Source organism: Kitasatospora purpeofusca (assembly GCF_034043715.1).
In the GTDB taxonomy this organism is placed as follows: Bacteria; Actinomycetota; Actinomycetes; order Streptomycetales; family Streptomycetaceae; genus Kitasatospora; species Kitasatospora purpeofusca_A.
Genome location: NZ_JAXCLC010000011.1, coordinates 90,055 through 112,757, shown reverse-complemented (window position 1 = coordinate 112,757; position 22,703 = coordinate 90,055). Strand labels below are relative to the sequence as shown.

At 70.7% G+C, this 22,703-nt stretch carries 23 protein-coding genes and 1 pseudogene; 19 read left to right on the top strand and 5 right to left on the bottom strand.

Annotated elements, in window-relative coordinates; genetic code table 11:
* Positions 1–84 precede the first annotated feature (84 nt).
* The 12 genes from SM793_RS08570 (at position 85) to SM793_RS08515 (ending at position 12,373) form a co-directional block, all read left to right on the top strand.
* Positions 85–492 (top strand): hypothetical protein, encoded by a 408-nt coding sequence (locus tag SM793_RS08570; RefSeq protein WP_320437459.1) that lies wholly within the window; start codon positions 85–87, stop codon positions 490–492.
* Complete coding sequence (locus SM793_RS08565) at positions 492–896, top strand: hypothetical protein (RefSeq protein ID WP_320437458.1); 405 nt, start codon at positions 492–494, stop codon at positions 894–896. The genes SM793_RS08570 and SM793_RS08565 overlap by 1 nt, the downstream gene beginning before the upstream one ends.
* Positions 893–1,159, top strand: a complete 267-nt coding sequence (locus tag SM793_RS08560) for a hypothetical protein (protein ID WP_320437457.1) — start codon at positions 893–895, stop codon at positions 1,157–1,159. Before SM793_RS08565 ends, SM793_RS08560 begins: the two co-directional genes overlap by 4 nt.
* Positions 1,160–1,597 (top strand): hypothetical protein, encoded by a 438-nt coding sequence (locus tag SM793_RS08555; protein WP_320437456.1) that lies wholly within the window; start codon positions 1,160–1,162, stop codon positions 1,595–1,597. It abuts the gene before it with no gap.
* 173 nt (positions 1,598–1,770) lie between these two features.
* The gene (locus tag SM793_RS08550) at positions 1,771–2,262 is read left to right on the top strand and encodes a hypothetical protein (RefSeq protein WP_320437455.1); all 492 of its coding nucleotides are present in this window, start codon (positions 1,771–1,773) and stop codon (positions 2,260–2,262) included.
* A gap of 11 nt (positions 2,263–2,273) precedes the next feature.
* Positions 2,274–2,888 carry a hypothetical protein gene (locus SM793_RS08545; RefSeq protein ID WP_320437454.1) on the top strand — a complete coding sequence of 205 codons (615 nt, stop codon included), beginning with the start codon at positions 2,274–2,276 and terminating at the stop codon, positions 2,886–2,888.
* A gap of 32 nt (positions 2,889–2,920) precedes the next feature.
* Positions 2,921–3,217, top strand: coding sequence for a hypothetical protein (locus tag SM793_RS08540; protein WP_320437453.1), 297 nt, complete (start codon positions 2,921–2,923; stop codon positions 3,215–3,217).
* 10 nt (positions 3,218–3,227) lie between these two features.
* Entirely contained in the window at positions 3,228–7,412 is a 4,185-nt protein-coding gene (locus SM793_RS08535) for a phage tail tape measure protein (protein WP_320437452.1), read from the top strand.
* Positions 7,412–8,326 carry a hypothetical protein gene (locus SM793_RS08530; protein ID WP_320437451.1) on the top strand — a complete coding sequence of 305 codons (915 nt, stop codon included), beginning with the start codon at positions 7,412–7,414 and terminating at the stop codon, positions 8,324–8,326. The genes SM793_RS08535 and SM793_RS08530 overlap by 1 nt, the downstream gene beginning before the upstream one ends.
* Before the next feature lie 14 nt (positions 8,327–8,340).
* Entirely contained in the window at positions 8,341–9,267 is a 927-nt protein-coding gene (locus SM793_RS08525; RefSeq protein ID WP_320437450.1) for a hypothetical protein, read from the top strand.
* Between the two features lie 8 nt (positions 9,268–9,275).
* Positions 9,276–10,358 carry a hypothetical protein gene (locus SM793_RS08520; RefSeq protein WP_320437449.1) on the top strand — a complete coding sequence of 361 codons (1,083 nt, stop codon included), beginning with the start codon at positions 9,276–9,278 and terminating at the stop codon, positions 10,356–10,358.
* A gap of 5 nt (positions 10,359–10,363) precedes the next feature.
* The gene (locus SM793_RS08515; RefSeq protein ID WP_320437448.1) at positions 10,364–12,373 is read left to right on the top strand and encodes a hypothetical protein; all 2,010 of its coding nucleotides are present in this window, start codon (positions 10,364–10,366) and stop codon (positions 12,371–12,373) included.
* Between the two features lie 89 nt (positions 12,374–12,462).
* Here the strand turns inward: SM793_RS08515 and SM793_RS08510 are convergent.
* The 3 genes and pseudogenes from SM793_RS08510 to SM793_RS08500 form a co-directional block, all read right to left on the bottom strand.
* A pseudogene (locus tag SM793_RS08510) lies at positions 12,463–12,624 on the bottom strand (IS5/IS1182 family transposase); the annotation flags it as partial.
* A 26-nt stretch (positions 12,625–12,650) separates the two neighbouring features.
* The gene (locus SM793_RS08505; RefSeq protein ID WP_320437447.1) at positions 12,651–12,920 is read right to left on the bottom strand and encodes a hypothetical protein; all 270 of its coding nucleotides are present in this window, start codon (positions 12,918–12,920) and stop codon (positions 12,651–12,653) included.
* Between the two features lie 192 nt (positions 12,921–13,112).
* Positions 13,113–14,018, bottom strand: a complete 906-nt coding sequence (locus SM793_RS08500; protein ID WP_320437446.1) for a hypothetical protein — start codon at positions 14,016–14,018, stop codon at positions 13,113–13,115.
* Positions 14,019–14,276: 258 nt separating this feature from the next.
* Between SM793_RS08500 and SM793_RS08495 the strand changes: the two genes are divergently transcribed.
* The 4 genes from SM793_RS08495 to SM793_RS08480 all read left to right on the top strand — a co-directional run bounded on the left by SM793_RS08495 (position 14,277) and on the right by SM793_RS08480 (position 16,570).
* Complete coding sequence (locus tag SM793_RS08495; protein ID WP_320437445.1) at positions 14,277–14,876, top strand: TetR/AcrR family transcriptional regulator; 600 nt, start codon at positions 14,277–14,279, stop codon at positions 14,874–14,876.
* Between the two features lie 123 nt (positions 14,877–14,999).
* On the top strand, positions 15,000–15,359 hold the full coding sequence (locus SM793_RS08490) for a hypothetical protein (RefSeq protein ID WP_320437444.1): 360 nt from the start codon (positions 15,000–15,002) through the stop codon (positions 15,357–15,359).
* A gap of 72 nt (positions 15,360–15,431) precedes the next feature.
* Positions 15,432–16,289: a peptidoglycan-binding protein gene (locus SM793_RS08485; protein ID WP_320437443.1), complete on the top strand. Its 858-nt coding sequence runs from the start codon at positions 15,432–15,434 to the stop codon at positions 16,287–16,289.
* Between the two features lie 29 nt (positions 16,290–16,318).
* Complete coding sequence (locus SM793_RS08480; protein ID WP_320437442.1) at positions 16,319–16,570, top strand: hypothetical protein; 252 nt, start codon at positions 16,319–16,321, stop codon at positions 16,568–16,570.
* A gap of 227 nt (positions 16,571–16,797) precedes the next feature.
* Here the strand turns inward: SM793_RS08480 and SM793_RS08475 are convergent, their stop codons facing one another.
* Positions 16,798–18,045, bottom strand: coding sequence for a phosphodiester glycosidase family protein (locus SM793_RS08475; protein ID WP_320437441.1), 1,248 nt, complete (start codon positions 18,043–18,045; stop codon positions 16,798–16,800).
* A 184-nt stretch (positions 18,046–18,229) separates the two neighbouring features.
* Here SM793_RS08475 and SM793_RS08470 point away from each other — a divergent pair, with 184 nt between their 5' ends.
* Positions 18,230–19,426: a S8 family peptidase gene (locus SM793_RS08470; protein WP_320437440.1), complete on the top strand. Its 1,197-nt coding sequence runs from the start codon at positions 18,230–18,232 to the stop codon at positions 19,424–19,426.
* 175 nt (positions 19,427–19,601) lie between these two features.
* Here SM793_RS08470 and SM793_RS08465 read toward each other — a convergent pair whose 3' ends face one another.
* Positions 19,602–20,879, bottom strand: coding sequence for an IS110 family transposase (locus tag SM793_RS08465; RefSeq protein ID WP_320437439.1), 1,278 nt, complete (start codon positions 20,877–20,879; stop codon positions 19,602–19,604).
* 626 nt (positions 20,880–21,505) lie between these two features.
* On the opposite strand from SM793_RS08465, the gene SM793_RS08460 reads away from it, so the two are divergent.
* Together SM793_RS08460 and SM793_RS08455 are read left to right on the top strand one after the other, a co-directional pair.
* Positions 21,506–22,066, top strand: a complete 561-nt coding sequence (locus tag SM793_RS08460; RefSeq protein ID WP_320437438.1) for a hypothetical protein — start codon at positions 21,506–21,508, stop codon at positions 22,064–22,066.
* A gap of 211 nt (positions 22,067–22,277) precedes the next feature.
* Entirely contained in the window at positions 22,278–22,640 is a 363-nt protein-coding gene (locus SM793_RS08455; protein WP_320437437.1) for a hypothetical protein, read from the top strand.
* The last annotated feature ends 63 nt before the right edge of the window (positions 22,641–22,703 follow it).

The following is a 22,703-nucleotide window of genomic DNA, read 5'->3' as shown; positions in this document are numbered from 1 at the left end:
CGGGCAGGTAGAGGCTGCGAGCCCCGCGGGCAGCGGGGGTGTTCCCTGGGCTGGGTGTCGGTCGGCGTTCCTAGGCTCGGGATCATGACCCCCACCACCCCTTCCGAGCCGCGGCATGTCCGTATCCAGGCCGCCGGGCCTACCGCCCGCCTGGAAGTCGACGGCCACGACATCGCTGACCAGGTCGCCTCCTACCAGCTCCAGCACACCGCCGGGCAGCCCCCGGAGCTTCTTCTGCTGCTGCGCCCCACCGCCGACCCCCAGTGGGAGGGCGCGGCCCGGATCGTGGTCGGCGCCGATCCCGACCCGGGTCCGGCCGCTGCCGCGTTCCTCGCCGCGCTCGACCCGGCGGAGACCGAACGTGCCGTCCTTGACCGTCACGACCTCCAGGACGGCGGCCCGAACGAGTTCGTTCGGGCGCTGCTCCTCCAGCTCACGGAGTGGGCGTTGGGCAAGCGGCAGCCCGCCGAGCTGGAGAAGGTGGCGGGCTGATGGCCAGCGTGACGAGCAACGCGGCCGTCGTCGCCGCACAGCTGGAGGCCAGGGCCGCCGTCGCGGTCCCGGCGGCCGCCGCCGTGGTCCGGCACCACGCGATGCTGCTGGAGACCGCGATCCGCGCCGCCGCGTCCGGCCGCCCCGGACCCGGCGTGCAGACCGGCGACTACCGGCGTTCGTGGACCACTGAGGTCCGGGCCTCCGCGACGGGGGTGGAAGCGATCGTCGGGACCAGCCGCCCGCAGGGGCCGCGCCTGGAGTACGGGTTCGTCGGGCGGGACAGCCTCGGCAGGGTGTTCCATCAGCCGCCGTTTCCGCACGTCGGGCCGTCGGTGGAGCGCGTTGAGCCGCTGTTCCTCACGGCGATGGGCCGCGTGGCCGAACAGGTGGTGGCGGGATGAGCCAGCTGACCGACGACATCCACCAGGCCGTCGCCGGGGCGCTGCGGGCGCACGGCGCGGGGCTGCTGTCGCGGATGGTCCTCGTGCTGGAGGTCGTGGACGAGGAGACTGGCGAGCTGGGCCTGTACACCGAGGCGTCGCCGGCGGACATGCCCGCCTGGGACCGGGCCGGGCTGATCCGGTACGCCTCCCTCGACCTGGCCGGGGAGATCACCGCCTGCCGGGTCGCCGATGCTGGCGAGGCCGATGAGGAGGGGGAGTAGATGCCTGTTCAGGGAAGGGTCGTCTCGCTCGCGCTCCGGGACGCCCTCGTGGCCGGCACCGGTCGCAGCTGCGGGTACGGGGCGGCGCCGGTCGCTGCGGACAAGCCGACCGGGAACACGATCCCCTACACCGTGCTGTACCCGCTCGGCGGCACCTCGTCAGGGCCGCCGTTCGGTGACCAGGCTGGTGACGGCCGCATGGTCTACCAGATCACGTCGGTGGCCAGCACCGCCGAGCAGGTCGAGTGGATGGCCGACAAGGTCCGTACGACGCTGCTCGCCGTCGGGTCGCAGGGTGGCTTCGCTACTCCGATCCTCCCGGCCGGTCACACCGTGATCGGCCGGGAGATCGACAAGGAGGACGGCCAGTCCGTCGCCAACGGCGTATACAGTTACGTCACGCGGGTCCTGCTGCACGTCACGACACCTGACAGCTGACCCGCCCGCCGACCCCTGGTTGGCACATCTCACCGTGGAGACCCCCGCACGGACGCCCGACCGCCGGTACGGGCCGACTCCTCGACCACCCCTCGCAGTGGGTGGCCGTCAGGGGAACGGGTCTCCGGTGGTCATGAACCCCGGGTGCGGTGTTCCCCGGAAATGAGAGTCGCGTGGCTTCCACGCAGCAGCGGTACATGCGCCGCGGTGTCACCAAGATCTACTTCGTCAAGACGATCGCCGCCCCGACGAACATCCCCACCCGCACGGAGCTGACGGCGGGCACCGACCTGTCGAAGCAGGTCGCGGACATCGAGGGCTGGAGCTTGGAAAATAGTCCGATCGAGACGCCGGACCTCGGCAACCGGTTCGCCACGAGCATCCCGGGCGAGGACAAGGCCGCGAACTCGTCGCTGACCTTCTACGAGGACCTGGGCAGCGACGTGATCGAGGCCCTCCTGTCGAAGGACGCGGTCGGCTACGTCTGCATCCTCCGCAAGGGCGACGTCCCGCAGTCCAAGAGCCTGGACGTGTTCCCGGTCCGCGTCGGCTCCCGCGCACCGAGCTATTCGACCGGCACCGAGCCCGCGAAGTTCAAGGTCAGCTTCTCCATCAGCGACCTGCCGACCCTGGACGCGCCGGTCCCGGCCGCCGCCGCAGGCTGAGGGGGCGGGCGATGACGACCACCACGATCGAGCCGCCGGTGCAGGCGGTAGCCCGGGACGCGCACTGGCGGGCGAAGATGGCCAGGCTCAAGGCCCGGCGCCTGCCGGAGCGGACCGTCTCCATCTGCGACGACGACGCGGCGAAGCTCGCCGTGACCGACGCCCAGATGAAGCTGGCCACCGCCCGGGCGGCAGCCCGAACTGCCGCCGACGGAGCGGGAGTCGACGCCGGGGATCGGGACGCCTTCGCGGAGGACCACCCGCAGGTCGTCATCGCCCGCTCGGTGCTGTCCACCGCCGAACAGGCCCTCGCCGACGCGACGGTGACCGTCACGTTCCGGGCGCTGCCCCGCCCGGCGTGGGAGGAACTGCTGCGCGAGCACGCCCCGACCGAGGAACAGGCCGACCGCGGCATGGAGTACAACGTGCTCACGTTCCCGGCGGCGCTGATCGCCGCCTCCCACGTCGAGCGGGACGCGGCCGGCACGGAGGTCGACGGCATGACCGTCGAGGACGCGCAGGAACTCCTGGACGAGTGGTCCGACACTGACGCGAAGATCCTGTTCACGGGCGCGCTCGCGGTGAACCAGACCCCAGGGCTGCGGCTCGACCTGGGAAAAGGCTGACGGCTGACCCGCAGTTCCGCGCGGAGATGGAGTTGTGCGAGACCTACCGCATCCCGCACTCGCAGCTGATGGGCGCGAGTGCGGGCGGCCGGTGGAGCGCACTGGACCGGGCGAAAGCGGTGGCGTGGGCCGAGTGGAAGCGGGACGTGTGCGACGGCTGCGGCACACGGACCGGCGAGTGGGACGAACAGCGCGGCGGTGACCGGCACGCCTATGTGGCGCAGACCGTGCGCTGCTCTGGCTGCGAGTTGATCGAGATGGAGCAGGAGCAGGTCCCGGACGGGGCCGAGGGGCGCGGGGTGCGTATCGGGCTGATCAAGCCCAGTTAGGAGCGCCCGGGTGGCCGGCGCCTACACCCTCTACGTCCAACTCCAGGCCGGACTGGGCCAGTTGACGACCGGGCTGCGCGGAGGTGCGCAGCAGTTCCGCCAGTTCGACGGGCAACTGTCGTCGACGCGGGCCGAACTGGAACGGGTGGAGGCCGCCGCCGCCCAGCTCGGCCGCGCCCAGGTCGCCGCCGCGCAACAGGCCGCCACCGCGCAGGTAGCGGTCCGGGAGGCCACCGAACGCTCGGCGGCGGCGCAGCAGACCGCGACCGCCGTCGCCGAACGCGCCGGGCGGGCCCAGGTCGTGGCGGCGCAGGCCGCCGCCCGCGCGGAGGTCGAGCGCACCGCCGCGATCGAGGCGAGCACCCGCGCGACCCGCGCCCAGGAGGTCGCGCAGACCATGGCCGGCCGGGCGCAGGCCACCGCGGGGGCCGGTGCCGCCGCCGCGCAGCGCACTGCCGACGCCGCCGCGCAGTCCGCGACGCGGGCCGCCGAGGCGCAGGCCGCGCAGGCCGTCCGCGCAGCCGCAGCCCAGGAGACCGCCGCCCGTGCCTCCGCCCTCGCGGAGCGCACCAGCACCTCGGCCGCGCAGGCTGGCATCGCGGCGGCGCAGGCGCGCGCCGGGCTCGCCGCCACGGAGGAGCAGGCCGCGCGCCGGTCCGTCGCAGCGGCGGCCGAGTTGGGCCGCGCCCAGACCGAGGCTGCAGCGGCGGCGCAGGCCGCGACCGCCGCCCGGGTGTCCACGTTCGTCACCGCAGGTCTCGCCCTCGGGGCGGTCCTGGCGGCCGGGGCGATCGGGGCGATCCGCCTTGAGCGGGAGATGGCCAACGTCCTGACCATCTCCGAGCAGATCGACGGTCGCAACGTCGGGGCTTTCACCGATCAGATCGTCAGGCTCTCCACCCAGCTCCCGCAGACCGCTGCGCAGTTGGCGCAGGGCCTGTATCAGATCGTCTCGACCGGTTTCGACGGTGCGGAGGCCATGTCGATCCTGGAGGTGTCCGCGAAGGGCGCGTCCGCCGGTCTGACGACCACCGAGACCTCCGCGACGGCGCTGCTGGGTGTCCTCAAGGCGTACGGCATGCCCGCCAGTAAGGCGAGCGACGTCATGGACATTATGTTCCAAACCGTCAATAAGGGTGTCATTTCTTTCGAAGAATTGGCGCAGCAGCTCGGTGATGTGGTGCCGATGGCCGCCGCCGCCGACATCTCTTTCGAGGAAGTGTCCGCTGCGCTCGCCGCGATCACCCTGGCGGGCATCCCGGCTTCTGAGTCGGCGACCTCCCTGAACATGTTGATGACGCGCCTCATGAAGCCCACCAAGGATCTGGCGGCGCTGATCTCCGACCTCGGCTACGAGTCCGCCGCATCCGCCATCCAGCAAGACGGCCTCTACACCGTCCTCGGCAAAATCAACACCGCCACCGGTGGCGCCGCCGAAGCAACTGTCAACCTTTTCAAGGACATTCGCGCGACACGCGCGATGTTGGCTTTGGCCGCCGCCGACGGCAAGAACTACGCCGACACGTACGAGGGAATCAGCCTCGCGGTGAACCGGGCGGAGGCCACCCAGAAGGCCTACGCCATCCAGATGGACACCGTCGGCGGCCAGTGGGACCTGTTCAAGAACCGGGCCGCCGCCCTCGGCATGGACCTCGCCCGCGTCCTCCTCCCGGTCCTCCAGGAACTCGCCGAAGGCGCCTCCGTCGTCGCCAACACCTTCAACTCCCTTCCCGCCGGGGTGAAGGAGACCATCGGCGTGCTCCTCGCCCTCGGCGCGGTCGCCCTCATCGCCCGCGCAGGCGTCGCCCAACTCTCCACCCAGCTCACCGCGTTCCGCACCGCCGCGGCGGAGGCGCAGGCCGGCGGCGCGATGCTGCCCGCGATCCTGCGCGGCACCAGCCTCGCCGTCACCGGCCTGACCGGTCTCCTCGCCCTCGGTGTGCTCGGCTACTCCGCCTACTCGGCGTCCAAGGCGAAGGCGACCGCCGCGACCGCCGACCTCACCGCGGCGCTGCGCCAGGAGCGGGAGCAGCACGACGTGGGCGCCGGCATGCGGGCCCTCGCAGAGTCGCTGGCCAACTCCGACGACATGAAGAAGCTCAAGGCGGCCGGGCTGGACATGAAGGAGGTCATCGACGGCCTCATGTCCGGCGGGGAGAAGCTCGCCGCCCTCAACGAGAAGTTGGACTTCGGCAAGGCCAAGTCGTGGGACGCCGCAGTCGGCGGCTACGACGTGTCGTTCGACCGGGCGAAGAAGATCCTCGCCGACCGCCACCAGACGTGGTCCGACGCGATCAAGGCCGACGCCGAGAACGCCGCCGCCATGGACATCGTCAACGCCAAGGTCAAGGCGTCCGTCCAGCAGAACCTGGAGGTCTGGTCTCCGTCCATGGCCCTGCCGGTCGACAAGAACGGCAACACCAAGTGGACGGAGGAGATGAAGGCCGTCGGGAAGGCGATGGCCTCCATCGTCGAGCCCGCCAACGCCTGGAAGGCCGCCCAGGACAAGGTCAACGAGTCCTCCCGGGCCGGCGCCTTGCAGCTCGACCTGTCCAAGACCAGCGTCACCGGCTACATCAAGGCCCTCACCGAGCAGGGCAGCGCACAGAAGAGCTTCCAGCGGGACTTGGAGGAGCTGACCGCGCGCGGCTACGGCCCGCTCGCCGAGCACTTCGGCAAGCTCGGCGACGCCTCCTCCGGCATGGTCCACCAGCTGGTGGAGAACCTGCGCGCCGGGAAGACCGGCGCAGCCGAACAGCTCGCCGGACTCACCCAGGTCGCCAAGGCCGGGCTCGACAACTACATGGGGGAGATGCGCCGCCAGCTCCAGACGCAGCGCGACTTCCAGAAGAACCTGTCCGACCTCGCCGTCCAGGGCCGCCTGGACCTGGTCGACCACTTCGCGCAGCTCGGCGTGTCCTCCTCCGGGATGCTGTCCGAACTCGTCGGCCAGCTCCGCAACGGGCAGACCGGCGTCGCCGACGAGCTGGAGAAGATCGTCACCGAGGGCACCGCCCGCTCCACCAACGCCTACAGGGCCGGTCTGGAGCAGGTTCCGCTCATCGCGCAGAAGTACGGCCAGGACACGGCCCGCGCCTGGGCGAAGGCCGCCGAGACCGACGACGTCGCCGTGTTCGGGAAGCTCATGCAGCAGATGGCGATCACCGACATGTCGGCGGCCGTGGGGGCGGCGACGACGACGGCACAGGCCGACCTCGGGTCCGGCCTCGACCTGATCAACCAGATGGCCAAGGCCCGCGGCCTGGATGCCGCCAACGCCCTTTCGCAGGCCCTGCTCGCCGGTGATGTCGACAAAGCGATGGCTCAGCTGAAGGCCCTGTGGGGCACGTCGCCGCCGATGTCGCCGCCGGACCTGAACAACATCGTGCAGGCGTTCAAGGGCGCCGGGGCGACGTCGAAGGACGAGTGGACAGCGATGCTGTCCCTGATCGCACAGGTGTCGCAGTCCAAGGGCTCCGAGGCGGCGAGCAACCTCACCAAGGCCCTCATGTCGGGCGACATGAAGGCCGTCGAAGCGCAACTGGACGCGATCGGCGGCTCGGTGAAGAGCATCCCGGGGCAGAAGACGATCAACGTCAACGTCAACTCGCCGTCCCGGATCGACATCCCGGTGGTGCTGACCCCGCAGGGCGCTGCGAACTTCAACGGCGGTGCCTGGGACTCGCCGTTCGCGGTCCGCAAGGCCACCGGCGGCATCGTCGAGTTCTACGCCAACGGCGGCATCCGCGCACCACGCGGCGGCCCGGAGAACCACATCGCGCAGATCGTCCCCGCTGGCAGCTGGCGTGTGTTCGGGGAACCGGAGACCCTGGGGGAGAGCTACATCCCCCTCGCCCCGTCCAAGCGCGCCCGCTCCAAGGCGATCCTGGAGGAGACCGCCCGCCGGTTTGGCGGCACCGTCCTCTACGGGCCCACCAGCGGCAAGGTCCACGCCTTCGCTGACGGCGGAATCGCCACCTCACGCCCTGCCGCTGCCCTGCGCGCACGCGGCGCCGTGAAGCTCGTCGCCGCCCGCCAGGCCCAGGCGACCACCGTGGTCGTGCGCGACAGCGCCCCCGCGCCGCTCGTCGGCGAGATGCCGATCAGCGTGTCCGGATCGGCGGTCACCGGCGAGCAGGTCGCCGACGCCGTCATGCGACGACTGCGCCACCTCCAGAGGGGAGGCCGCGCCTGATGGCCACCACCCCGCAGGAACTCCTGGACTGGCAGATCGACCTGGCCGGCGTCGTCATCGGCCACGGCACCCGCGTGCTCATCGAGGACATCGACGGCAACGGAACCCCGCCCAAGCGCAGCACCGCCCAGCCGATCCCCGGCGAGGACGGCTCCTACCCGGGCCGCGACCTCCTCGGCGTGCGGAGCCTGCGCATCCAGGCAGGCATCCGCACCCCAGGCGACCCTGCCGCCGCCCTTGACCTGCTCGCCCAGCTGGAGGCCACCGCGGACAGCCCGGTGCGCCTGGAACCCGGCGCGACGGACGTCCTGCGGATCCGTCGCCCCGGCCGTCCCGCCCGCCGCCAGTACGGGCGAGTGCTCAGCGTCGAACCGGTCAGCATGGCCCGTGCCGTCCACGGCTGGATCCCCGTCCACATCACCTTCGAAGGTCTCGACCCAGCCTGGTACGCCGACGAGGTGTCCGGCGTCACCATGCCGCTCGACACGTCCAACCGCGACAAGCAGGGCTTCACTGCGCCGCTCCGCGCCCCGCTCACCGCCGGCACCGCCGACCCCGAGTCGCGGCCCGGCCGAGCCGTCAACGCGGGCAACCGGCCCAGCTGGCCGACGATCCGCATCACCGGCCCCGTCGTCAACCCGAAGATCTGGGTCGTCGGCTACCCCGACGCGGTCCTCGAATTCGAGCCGCTCGCCCTCGGCGACGACGAGTGGATCGACATCGAGACCCGGCCCGGAACCCGCTGGGTGACCCGCAACGGCGGGGGGTCCGCCGCCGGGCTCCTCACCCGCCGCTCCCGCCTCGACGCCTTCGCGATCCCCCCGGGCCGCTCCGACATCCGCTGGTCCGCCCAGGACGCCACCAACACCGCCCGCCTCAACATCACCTGGCGATCCGCCTCCACCTCCCTGTAAGGAAGCACCACCGCATGCTGATACAGCCCCCGCTCATGGTCACCGGCGGCATCCACCCCGCCCGCGCGCTGCGCATGATGATCCGCGACCTCTCCCGCGGTGAGCAAGGCGTCACCGAAGGCGGCGACCTCAAGGTCCGGGCCACCGCGACGCCCGGGCCCGGCGTGCGCGTCGGCAACGGCTCCGCGATCGTGCGCGGCAACGTCTTCGGGCAGGGCTCCTACACCCAGTACAACGCCGGCGACCACCCGGTGCCGATCGCGCCGACCGGCGGCTCCGGCCGCAGCGACCTGATCTGCCTGCGCGTCGAGGACCCTGAGTACGAGGGCAACCGCAACCCGCTGACGGGCGACGTCGGCTACTTTCACGTCATCCCCGGCGTGTCCGCGACCACCACCACGGTGCCGCCGGGCATGACCGCGATCCCGCTCGCCCGCGTCACCCAGCCGCCGAACTGCCAGACGATCACCGACAGCATGATCACCGACCTGCGGCAGCTCGCCAACCCCCGTCGGGAGCGCCGGGTGCGGACCATCGGCGGGTTCGGCTATTCCCCGATCGGTGACGAGGTCGGCGTCTGGCAGGAGACCTGGCCGACCGGCGCGAAGGTCGCCTTCGACGTGCCGACCTGGGCGACTCAGGCAACCATCGTCACCAGCCTCCACGGCCTGCGCGTCACCGGCAGCGTGTTCATCGGCTTCCGGCAGACCATCGCCGACGCCATCGGCAACGAGTCGCAGATGGACACGGATTCGGTCAGCTTCATGTCCCGCAACGACATCACCATGGCCGACACGTTCTGGTGGCGCCCGGAGCAGCGCGGCACCACGCAGACCCTGACCGTGCAGGCGGGCCGCTACGACTCCTCGGCGGGCAGCATCGACGTCAACGGCAACACCACCATGGTCAGCGACATCGACTTCGTCGAGGGCGTCTACTGATGCCCCCGGTGTACCGGTATTTCACCACCGACGCCCTCAGCGGCCAGGTCCTCGCCCGGGACCTGCCGCTGTCCGGCGTCAGCTTCGGGCCCGAACTCAACGGGCCGGGTTCGATGCGCGCCACCCTCGCCCCCAAGTTCGCGCACCTCGCACCTCGAGACGCCAAGGCCGGAACCACCCTGCTGTGGGCCGAGCGCGACCACCGGCTGGCGTGGGGCGGGCTGCTGTGGAACACCGACCCCGAGGACGGCGTGCTGCCGCTCGACGCCACCGGATTCAGCTCCTACCTGACCAAGCGCCGCGACCTCCACGGCAACCTCGGCGGACGCGGCCCCTACACCGGCACCGACCCGTGCCAGGTGATCGCCGACGTGTGGGCGTACTGCCAGGAACAGCCCGACGGAGACCTCGGCGTCCACGTCGACCTGCCGCCCGGCGGCAGCCCGCTGCTCCTCGGCGACAGCGAACACCCCTACATCACGAAGGAGTGGGAAGCCCCCGCCCTGTCGTCGGTGCTGCGCGACGCGACCGGCCTGGACAGCGGGCCCGAATGGACGGAGAACGTCGCCTGGAACGGCGAACAGCCCGAACGGCGCATCACCGTTGCCTGGCCCCGACTGGGCACCCGCCGCGACGACATCTACTTCGCCAGCGGCGTCAACATCGTCAGGCCCACCCCGATCCGCGACGACGCCGACGACTTCGCGCAGGTCGTCATAGGTCTCGGGGCCGGCGACGGCTCCGCGAAGGTCCGCGTCGTCGACGCCGTCCGCGACGGCCGCCTGCGCATGGAACACGTCCTCGACCGGCCCAGCATCACCGACCCGTCGACCCTCGCCCAACTCGTGCGTGCCGAACGGGACCGCCGCCAGCAGAGCGCGGCCGTCGAAGAGATCACCGTCGTCGACCACCCCGCCGCCCCGATCGGCTCCTGGTCCATCGGCGACGACGTCCGCGTGTCCGTCCGCGACCAGTGGGCCAGCTTCGCCGGCTGGTGCCGCATCACCGCCTGGACGCTGCGCCCTGCCGAGGGCGACAGCCCCGAAACGGTCACCCTTCGCCTCGCCCGCGCCTTCACCACCGGAGCCTGAACCCCGTGCCCACCGCCCTGGACGACCTCGCCCGGCGCATCGCCGCGCTCGAAGCAGCCCTGCCCGAACTGTCCCGCTCCTCCCACCTCGCCTACTCCAGCGTCGACGACGGCGCGCTCAAGGTCACCTCGAACGGCCGCTTGCGTGCCGTCATCGGCCAGCAGCCCGACGGCACGACCGCCCTGAATATCGTCAACGGCCCCGTCCCGCCCGCGCCCGCCGCACCGACCGCAACGCCGACCCTCGGCGGCGTCCGCGTCGGCTGGAACGGCCGGTTCGCCAACAGCACACCGAGCCCCCTCGACTTCTCCCGCATCGAGGTGCACGCCGCGACCACCGCATCGTTCATCCCCTCGCCCGCCACCCTCGTCACCACCATCGAGACCCCGCAGGGCGGCACCGCCACCGTGCCGACCACCACCCCCGTGTGGGTCGTCCTGGTGACGCGCTCGACATCGGGGAAAGCATCCGGCCCGTCACCGACCGCGTCCGCCGGACCCGCCCCGGTCGTCGCCCAGGAAGTCCTGGTCGGTATCGTCGGCGAACTCCAACTCGCCGACGACGCCGTGACCGCCGCCAAGGTCGCCGTCGGCGCGATCGACGCGCCCGCCCTCGCCGACGCCGCCGTGACCGCCACCAAGCTCGGCCAGGCCGCCGTCACCGCCGGGAAACTCGCCAAAGACGCCGTCACTCCCGGCACCGTCGCCGCCGACGCCATCACCGCACGCGAGATCACCACCGGGGCCATCAGCACCGCCGAACTCGCCGCCGGGGCCGTCACCACGGCGAACCTCGCCGCTGGCGCCGTCACCGCAGGGCAGCTCGCCGCGAACGCCGTCACCGCCGACAAGCTCGCCGCCGGGGCCGTCACCGCCGGAACGATCGCGGCCGACGCAGTCGTCGCCGGGTCGATCGCCGCCGCCGCGATCACCAGCCGCGAGATCAAGGCCCTGTCCGTCACTGCCGACAAGCTCGCCGTAAACAGCATCACCGCCGACAAGATCGCCGCCGGAGCAATCACAGCCACTGGCCTGGCCGCCGACGCCATCGACGGCAAGACCATCAAGGGCGTCACCATCACCGGCGCCACCGTCACCGGCGGCATCCTCCAGACCGGGCTGACCGGCCGCCGAGTCCTGCTCGCCCCGACCGATCCGGTCGACAACAGCCCCGCCCCGTCCGCCCTCCTGTACTCCGGCGCCGACGTGGAGAAGCAGCCCGCCCGGCTCACCGCAGAGGTCCGCACCACCCCGGACGGCTCCGTCCCCATGACCCGGCTGACCGGCCCGCAGCTCACCGCAGACGGCACCCAGACCCCCAGGCTCTGGCTCGGTTCCGGCAGCCCCGGCACCGCCTACCCGGCCCGCGGCAGCTACTCCCTGAGCGTGGCCGGCGAGTCCGGGATGGCCGGTGAAGCCGTCATCACCGGAAGGGGCGGCGACAAGACCACCGCCGCGTCGATCGAGATGAGCGTCCGGCGAGGCACCGGCGGGTACAAGACCGCGCTCACGCACCTCGACCCGGAAGGCTGGTTCGTCCAGCTCGCCGACCAGATAGCCGCGATGTACCTCAGCAAGGACGGCCTGACCATCAAGGCCCTCCAAGGCGGGGTCCTGATCCAGACCGGCAACGGCCTGCGCATCCAGGGCGGAGCCATCGACGTGGGCTCCGGGCTCGTGAAGAACAGCAGTAGCTGGACGCCGATCACGCTCAGGCGCGGCTGCTCGCAACTCGGCGGCTGGCAGGCCGTCACGGTGAAGAAACGCCCGGACGGTATGGTCGCCCTACGCGGCATCATGTCGGTGCCGGAGGAAGTGACCGACAACGTGATCGGCACCATCGACGACCCCGACCTTCGCCCGAAGGTCGGCGAGATCTTCCCCGTCGCCACTCCCAACCAGGCCGGCGCCAACTTGTATGTCCAGCCCAACGGCAACCTGGAAATCTGGAACACCACCGGCCCGTTCGGCGGCTGGCTCTCCTTCGGGAACGTGGAGTGGAGCAGCGTCGACTGACCGACCCCATGCGCGGGAACGCGGCAGGGACCGGCACCCACACAGGTGCCGGTCCCTGCTGGCTTGCTAGGGAGCGTATTCGGTCGTGATCAAGGGGTGGCCCTGGTGAGATCCTTGATCCAGATCATCGCGCCGCGAAGCTGGAGGCCGGCGAGGTAACTCTCGGGCTTCTTGTCGAACCGGGTGGCGATGCCCCGCCAGGCCTTCAGTTTGTTGATCAGGCGCTCGACGGTGTTGCGGTCCTTGTAGAGGCGTCGTGGCTGACGGGGGGCAGGAATCAGCCCGCCGGGTCGCAGACCTTCCACGTGCCGGCATCTCTACGCAGGAGAAGGGTTGCGGACACCCCGGGCCTGGTTACCCGGGCAGTGGCGACGTTGCCCTGGACTTGTATGTTGAAGACCTTGATGGGCTGCGTGGTCGTGGCCAGTTGGCTGCTGTCAGGTGGGATGTCGCTGTCGGCGATGGCGTTGGCCTCTTCCGGGCAGAGCAGACTGACGGTCTTCGCCACGTCGGCCTGGTCGACCGCTGTGGCGAACTGCTCGACCACTCGCTGGATCCGTACCGGATCGCTGTGCTCGTGCTGAACGTATGCGTACCCGCCGATGCCTCCCGCGACAGTGAGGAGTGCGACTGCGCCAAGGATGAACCGCCCCGCCCTCCCTGGGCCTTGAACGGGACTCGCGGTCATTCCTCGCTCCCTTGCGACGGTTCTTCCCGAGCCGTGATCGATGGCAGCACGTCAGTTCCCCTGGATCTTCAACAGCTGATCGATGGCTGTCTGGAGTTTGCCGCGAACGTCCTGCTCCAGAGCTACCTGGCTGTTGATCCACCGCAGGTCCGCTCCCGTTACGTACGCCGCACTCCTCGATTGTTTCGACAGGTTTGAAGCAGCCGACAACCATTGGAAGTTGATTGGCGCGCGGGTGATGATGAACATGTAGTCGGCAGACAACTTGGTGAACCCGGGCATCTGGACGAGCTCCGACAACGGAACGATGTGGTCCGCGCTGATCTTCAGGCGGCCGTTCCGACTTGCTTCGATGAGCCTGCCGGAGGAGCGGGGATAGGCCGGATCCGGTGCACCGGCCGTCAGCTTCGTGCCGCCCTTGAAGTACGTATAGGGAACGGATCCCGGATTGTCCTTGCGAACAGCGTCGAACAGCGGGCGGAGGGGCGAGTTCTTCGGCACTTGCCAGTTCGCCCCGCTGCGGGGCGGCGGCAGCGGCGTCCACCCGGAGCCCAGGCGCTGCTTTCCCCGCTCGATCTCCGCGCGCTTGCCAGGGGTGGGCTCCTTGAAGTTGAGATCGCCGGTGCCAGCTGCGTCGGCCAGGGCCATCATCGCGTTGAAGCACGACATGTAGGCAGCGACTGCCTTGTCCTGCGTGGCCGTCAGGTCCTTCGCCTCAGCGTCGTAGGCATCGGCGGCCGCCTGGTCCCGCGGCACGACGAACTGGTGCGGCCGGGCGTTGTGGGCCGCGATCCGAGCCTTGGCGGCCTGGGCGGCAGCGTACTGCGCCGCACAGACCTCCTGCGGCGTGGCCGCTGCGGCCGGGTCGGCCGACACCAGCGACGGCAGGAGCAGCAGGAATGAAAGGGGAAGGGCCGCCAGCAGGCGAGAAGCGGTCTTACACCGTGAAGCATCCATCAATCCCCCGACATCGGTGGTGGATCCACGTAGAGCACGGACAGTGAAACGGCTGCGTGCGGCTGCGCGACGCAACGGACCGCAGTGGCGCGCATGGGCGGTCGGCCTGGCAGACAAAAAAGCGAACTTTCGCTTCGCTACACAGCCCCATGCTCCCTCCCCTGATTCATGGAATTTCAGCCCGGCGACTCCACCCCACCTGTGGTACCACAGGTGGGGTGATACATTCAAGCGGGGGATAGGTGAGGAGACTTGACGATGAATCAGGGTCGGCGTGATCAACTGCGCGACGCGGCTGCCGCGGTATTGGCCGAGCAGGGCGGGCGCGGACTGACGCACCGGGCCGTTGACATGGCCGCCGGGGTGCCGCAGGGCAGCACGAAGAACTACTTTCCGACCCGCGACGCTCTCCTGGGCGCAGTGGCCGAGAGGTGCGCCGAGTTGTACCGTGAGCTCGCCGCGGAGCTGGGCGCCGATGGTGCAGGACCCAGCGACCGCGAGGGCCTGGTGGCCCTGATCCGGGCGCTGCTGGCGAACGTGGCCGGGCCGGGCCGCACTCGGATGCTCGCCTACCTCGAACTGCAGGCGGAGGCCGCCCGCAAGCCCTGGCTGTCGGCCATCCTTGACCCGATCGCCGCCGCCGACTTCGCCGGTTTCGAGTGGGCTCAACGCGCCGCCGGCCTACCCGTCACCCCCCAGCGTGCTGCCGCTGTCACCCTCGCCCTGCACGCAGCACTTCCTCACCTTCTCGACGCTGGCCCGGCCACCCTCGCCGTCGCCGGCCTGGACGACCTGGACCGCTTCGTCCACGGCCTGCTGGACGCGGTGTACCCGGTGCACCCCGACGGGACGACGTGAGCTAGCCGATCTGCTGGCAGGGGATTCCACACCGCTCACTGCCGCACAGCATCCCATCTGGGACCGTCACTCTGTGGCCTTAGGATGATGGTCGGTGCGGGGGCGCCGCTCAGGAGCGTCCCGTTGACCGTCCCGCCGACCGCCGAGCCCACCCTGTGGGAGCTTCAGCGTGCTCTCCTCCAGCTCCGCGAGGACCAGCGCGACGGCATCGCCGGGCTTCGGGAGGACCTGCGCGGTGATCTTCAGGTCCTGGCCGGGCGCATCGAGCAGGCGGTGACCAAAGACGTCTACCAGTCGGACCAACGGCTGGTAGACCAACGGCTCGCCGTCGTGGAACGAGATCTCACAACCGAGGTCCGTGCCCGACAGGCCGCCGAAAACGCCGCGACCGCCACCCGGCGGTGGATGATCGGCGCGTTCATCGCTCCGCTCGTCGCCGCCGCGCTCCAGCTGTGGCTGCTCTCGAAGGGCGGCCACACCTAGTCCGGTCAGATACGACCGGCCGGACAAGCAGTACATGACCATGGTGCGCGGGGGAGAAACGCGAACCATCCTGTGGCTACACCACTGAGCGCCGACGGCTTCCTCAACGCCCTGCGGGGCGAGGGACTTTCCGTCAACGAAGTAGGGAACTGGCGCACCCACAACCGCAACCACAAGGGGCAGTGGGGGCCGGTCCACGGCATCGTGATCCACCACACCGCCACGACCGGCACCGACGCCTCCGTGCAGATCTGCCGGGACGGCTACGCCGGGCTGCCCGGCCCGCTGTGCCACGGCGTCATCGACCGCGACGGCGGCGTGCACCTCGTCGGCTACGGCCGCACCAACCACGCCGGCGCCGGGGACGGTGACGTGCTCGCCGCCGTCGTCGCCGAGCGGAATTTGCCCCCGGCCGACCAGGCCAACACCGATGGCAACGCCCGCTTCTACGGCTTCGAGTGCATCAACAGCGGAACCGGGTCGGAGGCGTGGCCGAACGTGCAGGTTGAGGCGATGGTCCGTACAGCTGCCGCGATCTGCCGGGCGCACGGCTGGACCGAGCGGTCCGTCATCGGCCACAAGGAGTGGCAGGCGGGCAAGCCGGACCCCCGCGGCGTCGACATGGGCGAGTTCCGGGCCCGCGTCGCCGCCCTCCTCGGCAACCGGCCGACCCCGCCGCAGCCGACCGGCCCGCCGGCGTTCCCCGGCCGGGACGCCTTCGGGCTGGGGAAGGAGAACGACTCGATCCTCCAGCTCGGCCAGCAGCTCGTTCGCCGGGGCTTCGGCGGCGCCTACAAGGTCGGGCCGTCCCGCTCCTGGGGCGAAGCCGACCGGCTCAACGTCGCCGCGTTCCAGCGCGCCCAGGGCTGGTCCGGCTCGGACACGGACGGACTGCCGGGCCCGGCCACCTGGAGCCGACTGTGGTCCTGACCAACACCCCTGCTAACGAACGGAGTTCCGTGAACCTCTACGCCTCGCTCGTGCGCACCGGTGTGCCCGCCCTGGTGGGCTGGCTCGTCGCTCTCGCCGCCCGGTACGGCCTTGACCTCGACCCTGTGGCCCTCGCCGGGGTGCTGGTGCCGGTCGTCTCCTTCGCGTACTACGCGCTGTTCCGGCTCGCGGAGCACTTCGTGTCACCGCGCTGGGGCTGGCTGCTCGGCTATGCGAAGCCGCCGGCGTACCCGGGCGGGAAGGCCGCCCTGCCGCAGTGACCTGGACGGCCGGGTGGATCGCTGCTCGGTGATCCGCTTGGCCGCGCTCACAGGGGCGCGCCGCCCACGAGTAACCGGCCTCCCGCCCCCGGGGGCGAGCCGAAAGACATCTCAGCGAGATAGGCCGTCAAGTCGAGAAATCGATGGGCGGTCTTGACGGATCGCTAAGCGGCCTCGGCCCGGCGGCCACCAATGCAAACCCGTGGCGCAGGTATGCCGGTACGTCGTCAGGGCCGGGGCCCGGATGACTGAGGGCGGGTGGCGATGGCGATGCCGTTGGGGACGGGGCGTTCCTGCTGGCGGTCCAGCGCGTTGCGGACACTGACGTGGCCGGCGGTGGCAGTGGTGAGAGTGGATGATCCTCCGCCGTCCAGGTAGGAGCCTTCGTCGCTGCCCAGCGAGCGCAGGAACTGGGCCAGTTCGCGCAGGGTGAGCCCGGTAGAGGCGCCGCCTCGGCCGTCGGTGGCCAGCAGGTGCAGGGTCCGTCCGCCGTCGGCGATGCCGGCGGCCGTGCGGGGCTCGGCGGTGACGTCGTCCAGGCTGGGCAGCGGCTCCTGGTCGTGGAGCAGGGGGTGGGCGCCCAGGGCGAAGGCGAAGGGTGGGGTGTGGCCGGCGTCGAGGTGGTAGTCGACGTCGACGGGGGCTCCGGAGATGAGTTCCCGCAGATAGTCGGCTCCGGCTTCGCGGCCGAGCAGGACGGTGTCACCGGGCGGGATGGTCCCGCTGCCGGGGGTGTCGGAGACGGCCGTCACCCGGCCCTGGTGGATGGTGACTTCGTAGGTGTCCGTGGTGCAGGGGTCGGCCCGGCGGGTGTCGCTGCCGCACGCCGCCCGGGCCCGCGACACCTGGCCCCAGCGGGCGGTGAAGACGCCGACCGAACCGAGGGGGAGGGCGTACTGATTGAGCCCGCCGAGCTCGCGCACTCCGCGGGGTGTGCGGATGCGGCCGTGCAGTGCCAGGCGGCCGGTGCGGGCCCTGCCGTCCAGCCCCACCCCCAGCACGTCCTCCACGCTGCCACCGGCAGGCATCGCCCAGCCGAAACGCTGTGCGGTGGGCACCGCCCCCTTCACCGCCAGCCCGCCAAGGACCACCGGCCCGCACGGCGCGCCGGTCGCCTGCACCCCGGGATGCTGCTCCTCGCTGATGTTGAAGAAGTCGCCGTTGACCGCGGCGACCGCGCCCGCGTCCTGGGCCATCCGCGAGACCGGCAGCCGGGCCGCCACCGTGCCGGGGTGCAGGAGGCCGGCACTGACCTGGGGGTGGTCGAGGTGGGCGGTGACGACGTGGACGCGGGTGGTGCCGCGAGGGGTGGCGAGAGTGAACGCCTGATACTCCACACCGGGTGCCACCTGCTCGCGAACGGTGTCCGAACCGGCCGGCTCGGAGCGGATGGTTCGGGTGGCGTGGGCCGGCGGGGCTCCCAAGGCGATGGTGATCAGGGCGAGGGCCGTGGCGGCACCGGCGGCAGGTCTCATGGGGCCACGGTGCGCGGCGCCGGCACCGATGCGGCGCCGTCGCGTACGTGCCTGCCGCACAAGTCCACCCGTACGGCCGCACCCGCCGGGACTCAAGGCCAGGCCGTCGGTGGACGACATACCAGGTGACTGTCGTGCGCGGGGCTGCCCAGCCCCCGGGACAGCCCTCGTGAACGGAGCACCCATGCGACTGTCCGCGCGCTGCGCGTCCGCCGCCCTCCTACTGCTCATCCCCCTGGCCACCGCGCAAGGGGCGGTAGCCGAAGGGACCGCCGGCCGGGCCGCAGCTGCCCCGCTCCAGCGGGCCGTGCAGGCCGTACCCGGCCAGTACATCGTCACCGTCCGCCAGGGCCTGGACCCGGCCGCAACCGCGGCCAAGGTCAAGGGTGTCGAGCCGCTGCACACCTACCGCACCGTCCTCAACGGGTTCTCCGCCCGCCTGGACGCCCACCAGTTGCGCATGGTGCGGGCCCTGCCCGGTGTGGAGGCCGTCGAGGAGGACGGCCGCGCCAGCATCCCCAAGGCCGTCCCCGCCTCCGCCACCACGAAGCGGGAAGCGGCGTCGAGCTGGGGCTTGGACCGCATCGACCAGAAGAAACTGCCGCTGGACGAGTCCTTCACCGTCGAGGGCGACGGGGCCGGTGTCACCGCCTACGTCATCGGCACCGGCATCGAGTACGCCCATGAGGAGTTCGAGGGCCGCGCCACCTCGGGCACCGACGTGGTCGGCGACGGGCAGGACGGCGTCGACTGCAACGGCCACGGCACCCACATCGCCGGCACCATCGGCGGCAAGACCTACGGCATCGCCCGCAAGGTGAACCTCGGCAGTGTCCGCGTCCTGGGCTGCGACGGCACCGGCTCGTACGAGCGGCTCATCGCGGGCTTCGAATGGCTGGCCGCCAACGCCAAGAAGCCCGCCGTCGCCAACATCTCCCTCGGCGGCGACGTGAGCGAGGCGCTCAACAAGGCCGCCGACGCCCTCACCGACGCCGGGGTCCTGCCCATCCTCGCCGCGGGCAACTCCTCCAAGGACGCCTGCTTCGTCTCCCCCGCCTCCGCGTCGCGGGTCATCACCGTCGCCGCTAGCAACAAGTGGGACGAGGAGACCGCCTTCACCAACTTGGGGCCGTGCGTGGACCTCTACGCGCCGGGTGAGGAGATCGTCTCCGCCAAGCTCGGCGGCGGCAGCAAGGCTGACAGCGGCACCTCCATGGCTGCCCCGCACGTCGTCGGCGTCGTCGCGCTCTACCTCGCCGCACACCCCAACGCCACCCCCGAAGACATCGCCGAATGGCTCCAAGACAACGCCACCACGGACGTCCTGACGAACGTCTCCAAGGGCACCCCCAACCTGCTGCTGTACACCAACGGCCTCTGACCGGCCCCAGTACCGTCACCGTCCGTTACGGCTCCGCCGCACCCATGTGCGGCGGAGCCGCAGCGCGAGCGCAGGACAGCGCCGCCCCGCGACGGCACGGAGCACAATCCCCGCCGGTACGTGACGGGCCGTCAGCATGCGCAGGGCGGCCGACCACCCGCCTCGGGGCCCGTCGTCAAGCGGCAACCTCCACCCGCGGCGTGTCAGCAACCGCGAATGCCTGGCCCTCATCGAACAGAACCCGGTGGCGCAGGCAGTGGTGGAGCTGTCCCAGCAGCCGGTTCAGGAGGTTGCGCTGGGCGCCGGCGTGCCAGTCCCCGTGGCCGCGTCGGTGGCGGTAGTGCGCGTCGGCGCCCGGTGACGCCTGGAGCGAGGAGAAGGCCCAGAGGAACCCGGCGTGATGAAGCCGGTTGTTCTTCACCATCCGCCGCCCGACGTAGCTCTTCTTCCCCGAGGCCCGGGTGATCGGTGCGGACCCGGCGTAAGCCTTCAGCCCGCGGGCGTCGGCGAAGCGCGCCGGGTCGTCGCCGATCTCCGCCAGGACCCGCGCGGCCAGCTGAACACCCAGGCCGGGGAAACTCAGGTAGATGGCCGCGTCCGGGTGCTCACGGAAGGCCGCCTCGACCGCCTCGGCGAGATCGTCACCTGCTTGGCAGGCCGCGTCGAACTGCTTCAACAGCGCGAGCAGCTGGTGCCCGAACGCGTCCTCCACCCGGTCGGGGTGGCGAGCATGCTCGACCCGGAAGATGTCGCGAAGGCGTTCGGCCTCGGCGTCGATGCCGCGCTGGCGGCCGGCGCGCTTGAGCGCGGCCCGCAGTTGGGCCAGGGTGAGCTTCGCCGCCCGGCCCGGGGTCGGTGCGGCGGTGAGCACGGCACGGGCGTCGGGGCGGGCCAGTCCGCCGGCCTTGGTCTGGAAGGCTTCCAGTGCGGCGGGGTAGTACTCGCGCAGGAGCGAGCGGATCTGGTTGCCGAGCATCTGCCGGTTCCACACGGCATCCTGCTGGGCGCGGGCCAGCACGGTGACGGTCCGGCCCTGGTCGGAGTCGGCGGGCAGGGGCCGGTGCATGGGCAGGTCGGTGCGCAGGATGTTCGCCAGCACCAGGGCGTCGCCCGGGTCGGACTTCTTGCGGGACACGCCGTGGCGGTCGCGGTAGCGGGCTGCGGCCAGCGGGTTGATCGCGAACACCTTCCGGGTGCCGGTGCGCAGAACGGCGACCAGCAGGCCGCGGTTGGTCTCGATCGCCACCGGGATCGGCTCGGCCTCGGTATCGCCGTGTTCGGCGAGCAGGTCCATCAGCAGCCGGTAGCCGGCCGCGTCGTCGGTGATCCGGCGCTTGGCCAGCAGTTCGCCGGTCTCGTCGACCAGGGCGACGTCGTGATGCGCTTCGGCCCAGTCGATGCCGCAGAAGATCTTCAACGGACTCTCCCAACGTTGACTGTTTTCGCAGGTCACGAGCCTGTGCGGGTCATGCGGCGCCCTAATCCCAGGACTCTTCGGTCCGCCATCTCAGTAGCCGTTCATGACACCAGCGCGCCCCAGGGGCCCCGATCTGTGCCAGAGCTCGACGGCTCGCGGATCACGAAGAGGTCATCCCTGGAACGGGCTCGCACCACGAACCACGGGAACACGATCACCGGCGGGCTTCGCGGCGGCCCGAAGGCGTCGGATCGCGCCGCTCTGTCCCTAGACCTCGCAGGTCGCGCTGAGACCAGGCATCAGTCCGGCGCCCACGCGACCACCGCGAAACCCACCACCGTGACGGCACCGCTCTTTCGGAAGGACTAGATGGCCCGGGGGTCGCACAGGTGTCCGTCACGCCAGACAGTTCAGATCGGCCCAACCAGGGCACCTGAAACCGCCTTCACTACGGATTAGGGGTCGCAAGACCGTACTGCCCCGGACACAAGTTGGGCCCCCGTTCCGTATGGAAATGGGGGCCCGACCTCTTGGACCTTCGACTCTAGCACCAGAATTTCGGCGCCTGGATCCCAAGCCCCTGCCGCATAGACTTAATACTCGCGCATCGGCGAGTGTTAGGGAGTGACGCAGTGGGTGGCACTGTACGGAAGCCAGTGATCGTGGGCGGGCAGGAGCTCTCGGCGATCTACGACGGGCCGGCGCGCAACACGGCGCAGTGGATCCAGCGGGGACAGCTGGACTACGAGGAAGCGAAGATCATCAGCGGCCGGGCCTACTGGACGTTGCAGTTCGCGGTCGGGCTCGGCGAGCGGTTCGCGCGGCCGAAGGAGCCGAACATGGCGGTCGTCGAGGAGCTGGTGCAGACGCAGTCGCCGGGGCGGAGCCTGGTGTCGGCCCTGGCCGTGCATCTGGCGGACCTGCCGCCGGTCGTCGGCAAGCAGGAGTTCGTCGCCATGATCGTCGGCGAGGACGCGATGCACGGCCTGCCGAGGCTGGACCACGCGGTCAAGACGGGGACGTTCCCCGCGCCGGACTGGAAGCTGTCCGGCTCCCCGCTGTGGCTGCTGGACAACGCCCTTGAGGGGGCGGCCCGGATGAACGACGTTCCGAAGGCCAAGCCGGTGGTCATCGACGAAGAGGTGGCGAGGAGCCTGCGCGAGGGCACTTACACCGGGCCCGGATCGGTGATCCTGACCCGGGGTGTCTCGAAGAAGAGTTGACCATCCCCACGATAGAGTATAGAATATAGATACGAGGAGGGCGACGGGCTCTCCGGTTGAGACTGGAGGTGTTCATGACGGTGCAACCTCCGCCGCGCTGAGGCGTCGAGGGCGGCATCCCGCCGACTCCCCGTGAGGGGGTGTCGGCAAGGGATTCGACTTGTATGGGGAATCTTCGTAGTATCCCCATCACGTCGAGGGGAGAGAGCACGTGCTTGCCGTCACGCAGGACCACCTGCCCGGCCTGGAAGCCGTCCGCCGAGTCGTCCTGCCCGGCCCGCAAGAGCCCCGGCACGGCACGATCCAGGAGCGGTTCGAGCAGTTCCACGACCTCAACCCGTGGGTGCTCGCCGAACTGGAGCGGCTGACCGCCGAGTGCATCGAAGCGCGCTTCTCGAAGATCAGCCTCGGCATGCTCTTCGAGCTCGTCCGCTACAGCTACGGCCGCGCCACCCTCAGTGCCGACGACTTCCGGCTCAACAACGACTTCCGCAGCCGATACGCCCGCCTGCTCATCGAACGCCACCCCGAGTGGGCCCCACACATCGAAGTCCGCGCCCTGCGCACGGACTGAGCACCACCACGACCTCTTGGAGAAGTCACCGTGCCACCGAAGCTCAAGTCCCGTAAGCCAACT

What these genes read in the sequence shown, in the direction of transcription:
- SM793_RS08570 (WP_320437459.1), top strand. Translation starts at nt 85, where the DNA reads ATGACCCCCACCACCCCTTCCGAGCCGCGGCATGTCCGTATCCAGGCC.
- SM793_RS08565 (WP_320437458.1), top strand. Translation starts at nt 492, where the DNA reads ATGGCCAGCGTGACGAGCAACGCGGCCGTCGTCGCCGCACAGCTGGAG.
- SM793_RS08560 (WP_320437457.1), top strand. Translation starts at nt 893, where the DNA reads ATGAGCCAGCTGACCGACGACATCCACCAGGCCGTCGCCGGGGCGCTG.
- SM793_RS08555 (WP_320437456.1), top strand. Translation starts at nt 1,160, where the DNA reads ATGCCTGTTCAGGGAAGGGTCGTCTCGCTCGCGCTCCGGGACGCCCTC.
- SM793_RS08545 (WP_320437454.1), top strand. Translation starts at nt 2,274, where the DNA reads ATGACGACCACCACGATCGAGCCGCCGGTGCAGGCGGTAGCCCGGGAC.
- SM793_RS08530 (WP_320437451.1), top strand. Translation starts at nt 7,412, where the DNA reads ATGGCCACCACCCCGCAGGAACTCCTGGACTGGCAGATCGACCTGGCC.
- SM793_RS08525 (WP_320437450.1), top strand. Translation starts at nt 8,341, where the DNA reads ATGCTGATACAGCCCCCGCTCATGGTCACCGGCGGCATCCACCCCGCC.
- SM793_RS08500 (WP_320437446.1), bottom strand. Translation starts at nt 14,018, where the DNA reads ATGGATGCTTCACGGTGTAAGACCGCTTCTCGCCTGCTGGCGGCCCTT.
- SM793_RS08495 (WP_320437445.1), top strand. Translation starts at nt 14,277, where the DNA reads ATGAATCAGGGTCGGCGTGATCAACTGCGCGACGCGGCTGCCGCGGTA.
- SM793_RS08475 (WP_320437441.1), bottom strand. Translation starts at nt 18,045, where the DNA reads ATGAGACCTGCCGCCGGTGCCGCCACGGCCCTCGCCCTGATCACCATC.
- SM793_RS08470 (WP_320437440.1), top strand. Translation starts at nt 18,230, where the DNA reads ATGCGACTGTCCGCGCGCTGCGCGTCCGCCGCCCTCCTACTGCTCATC.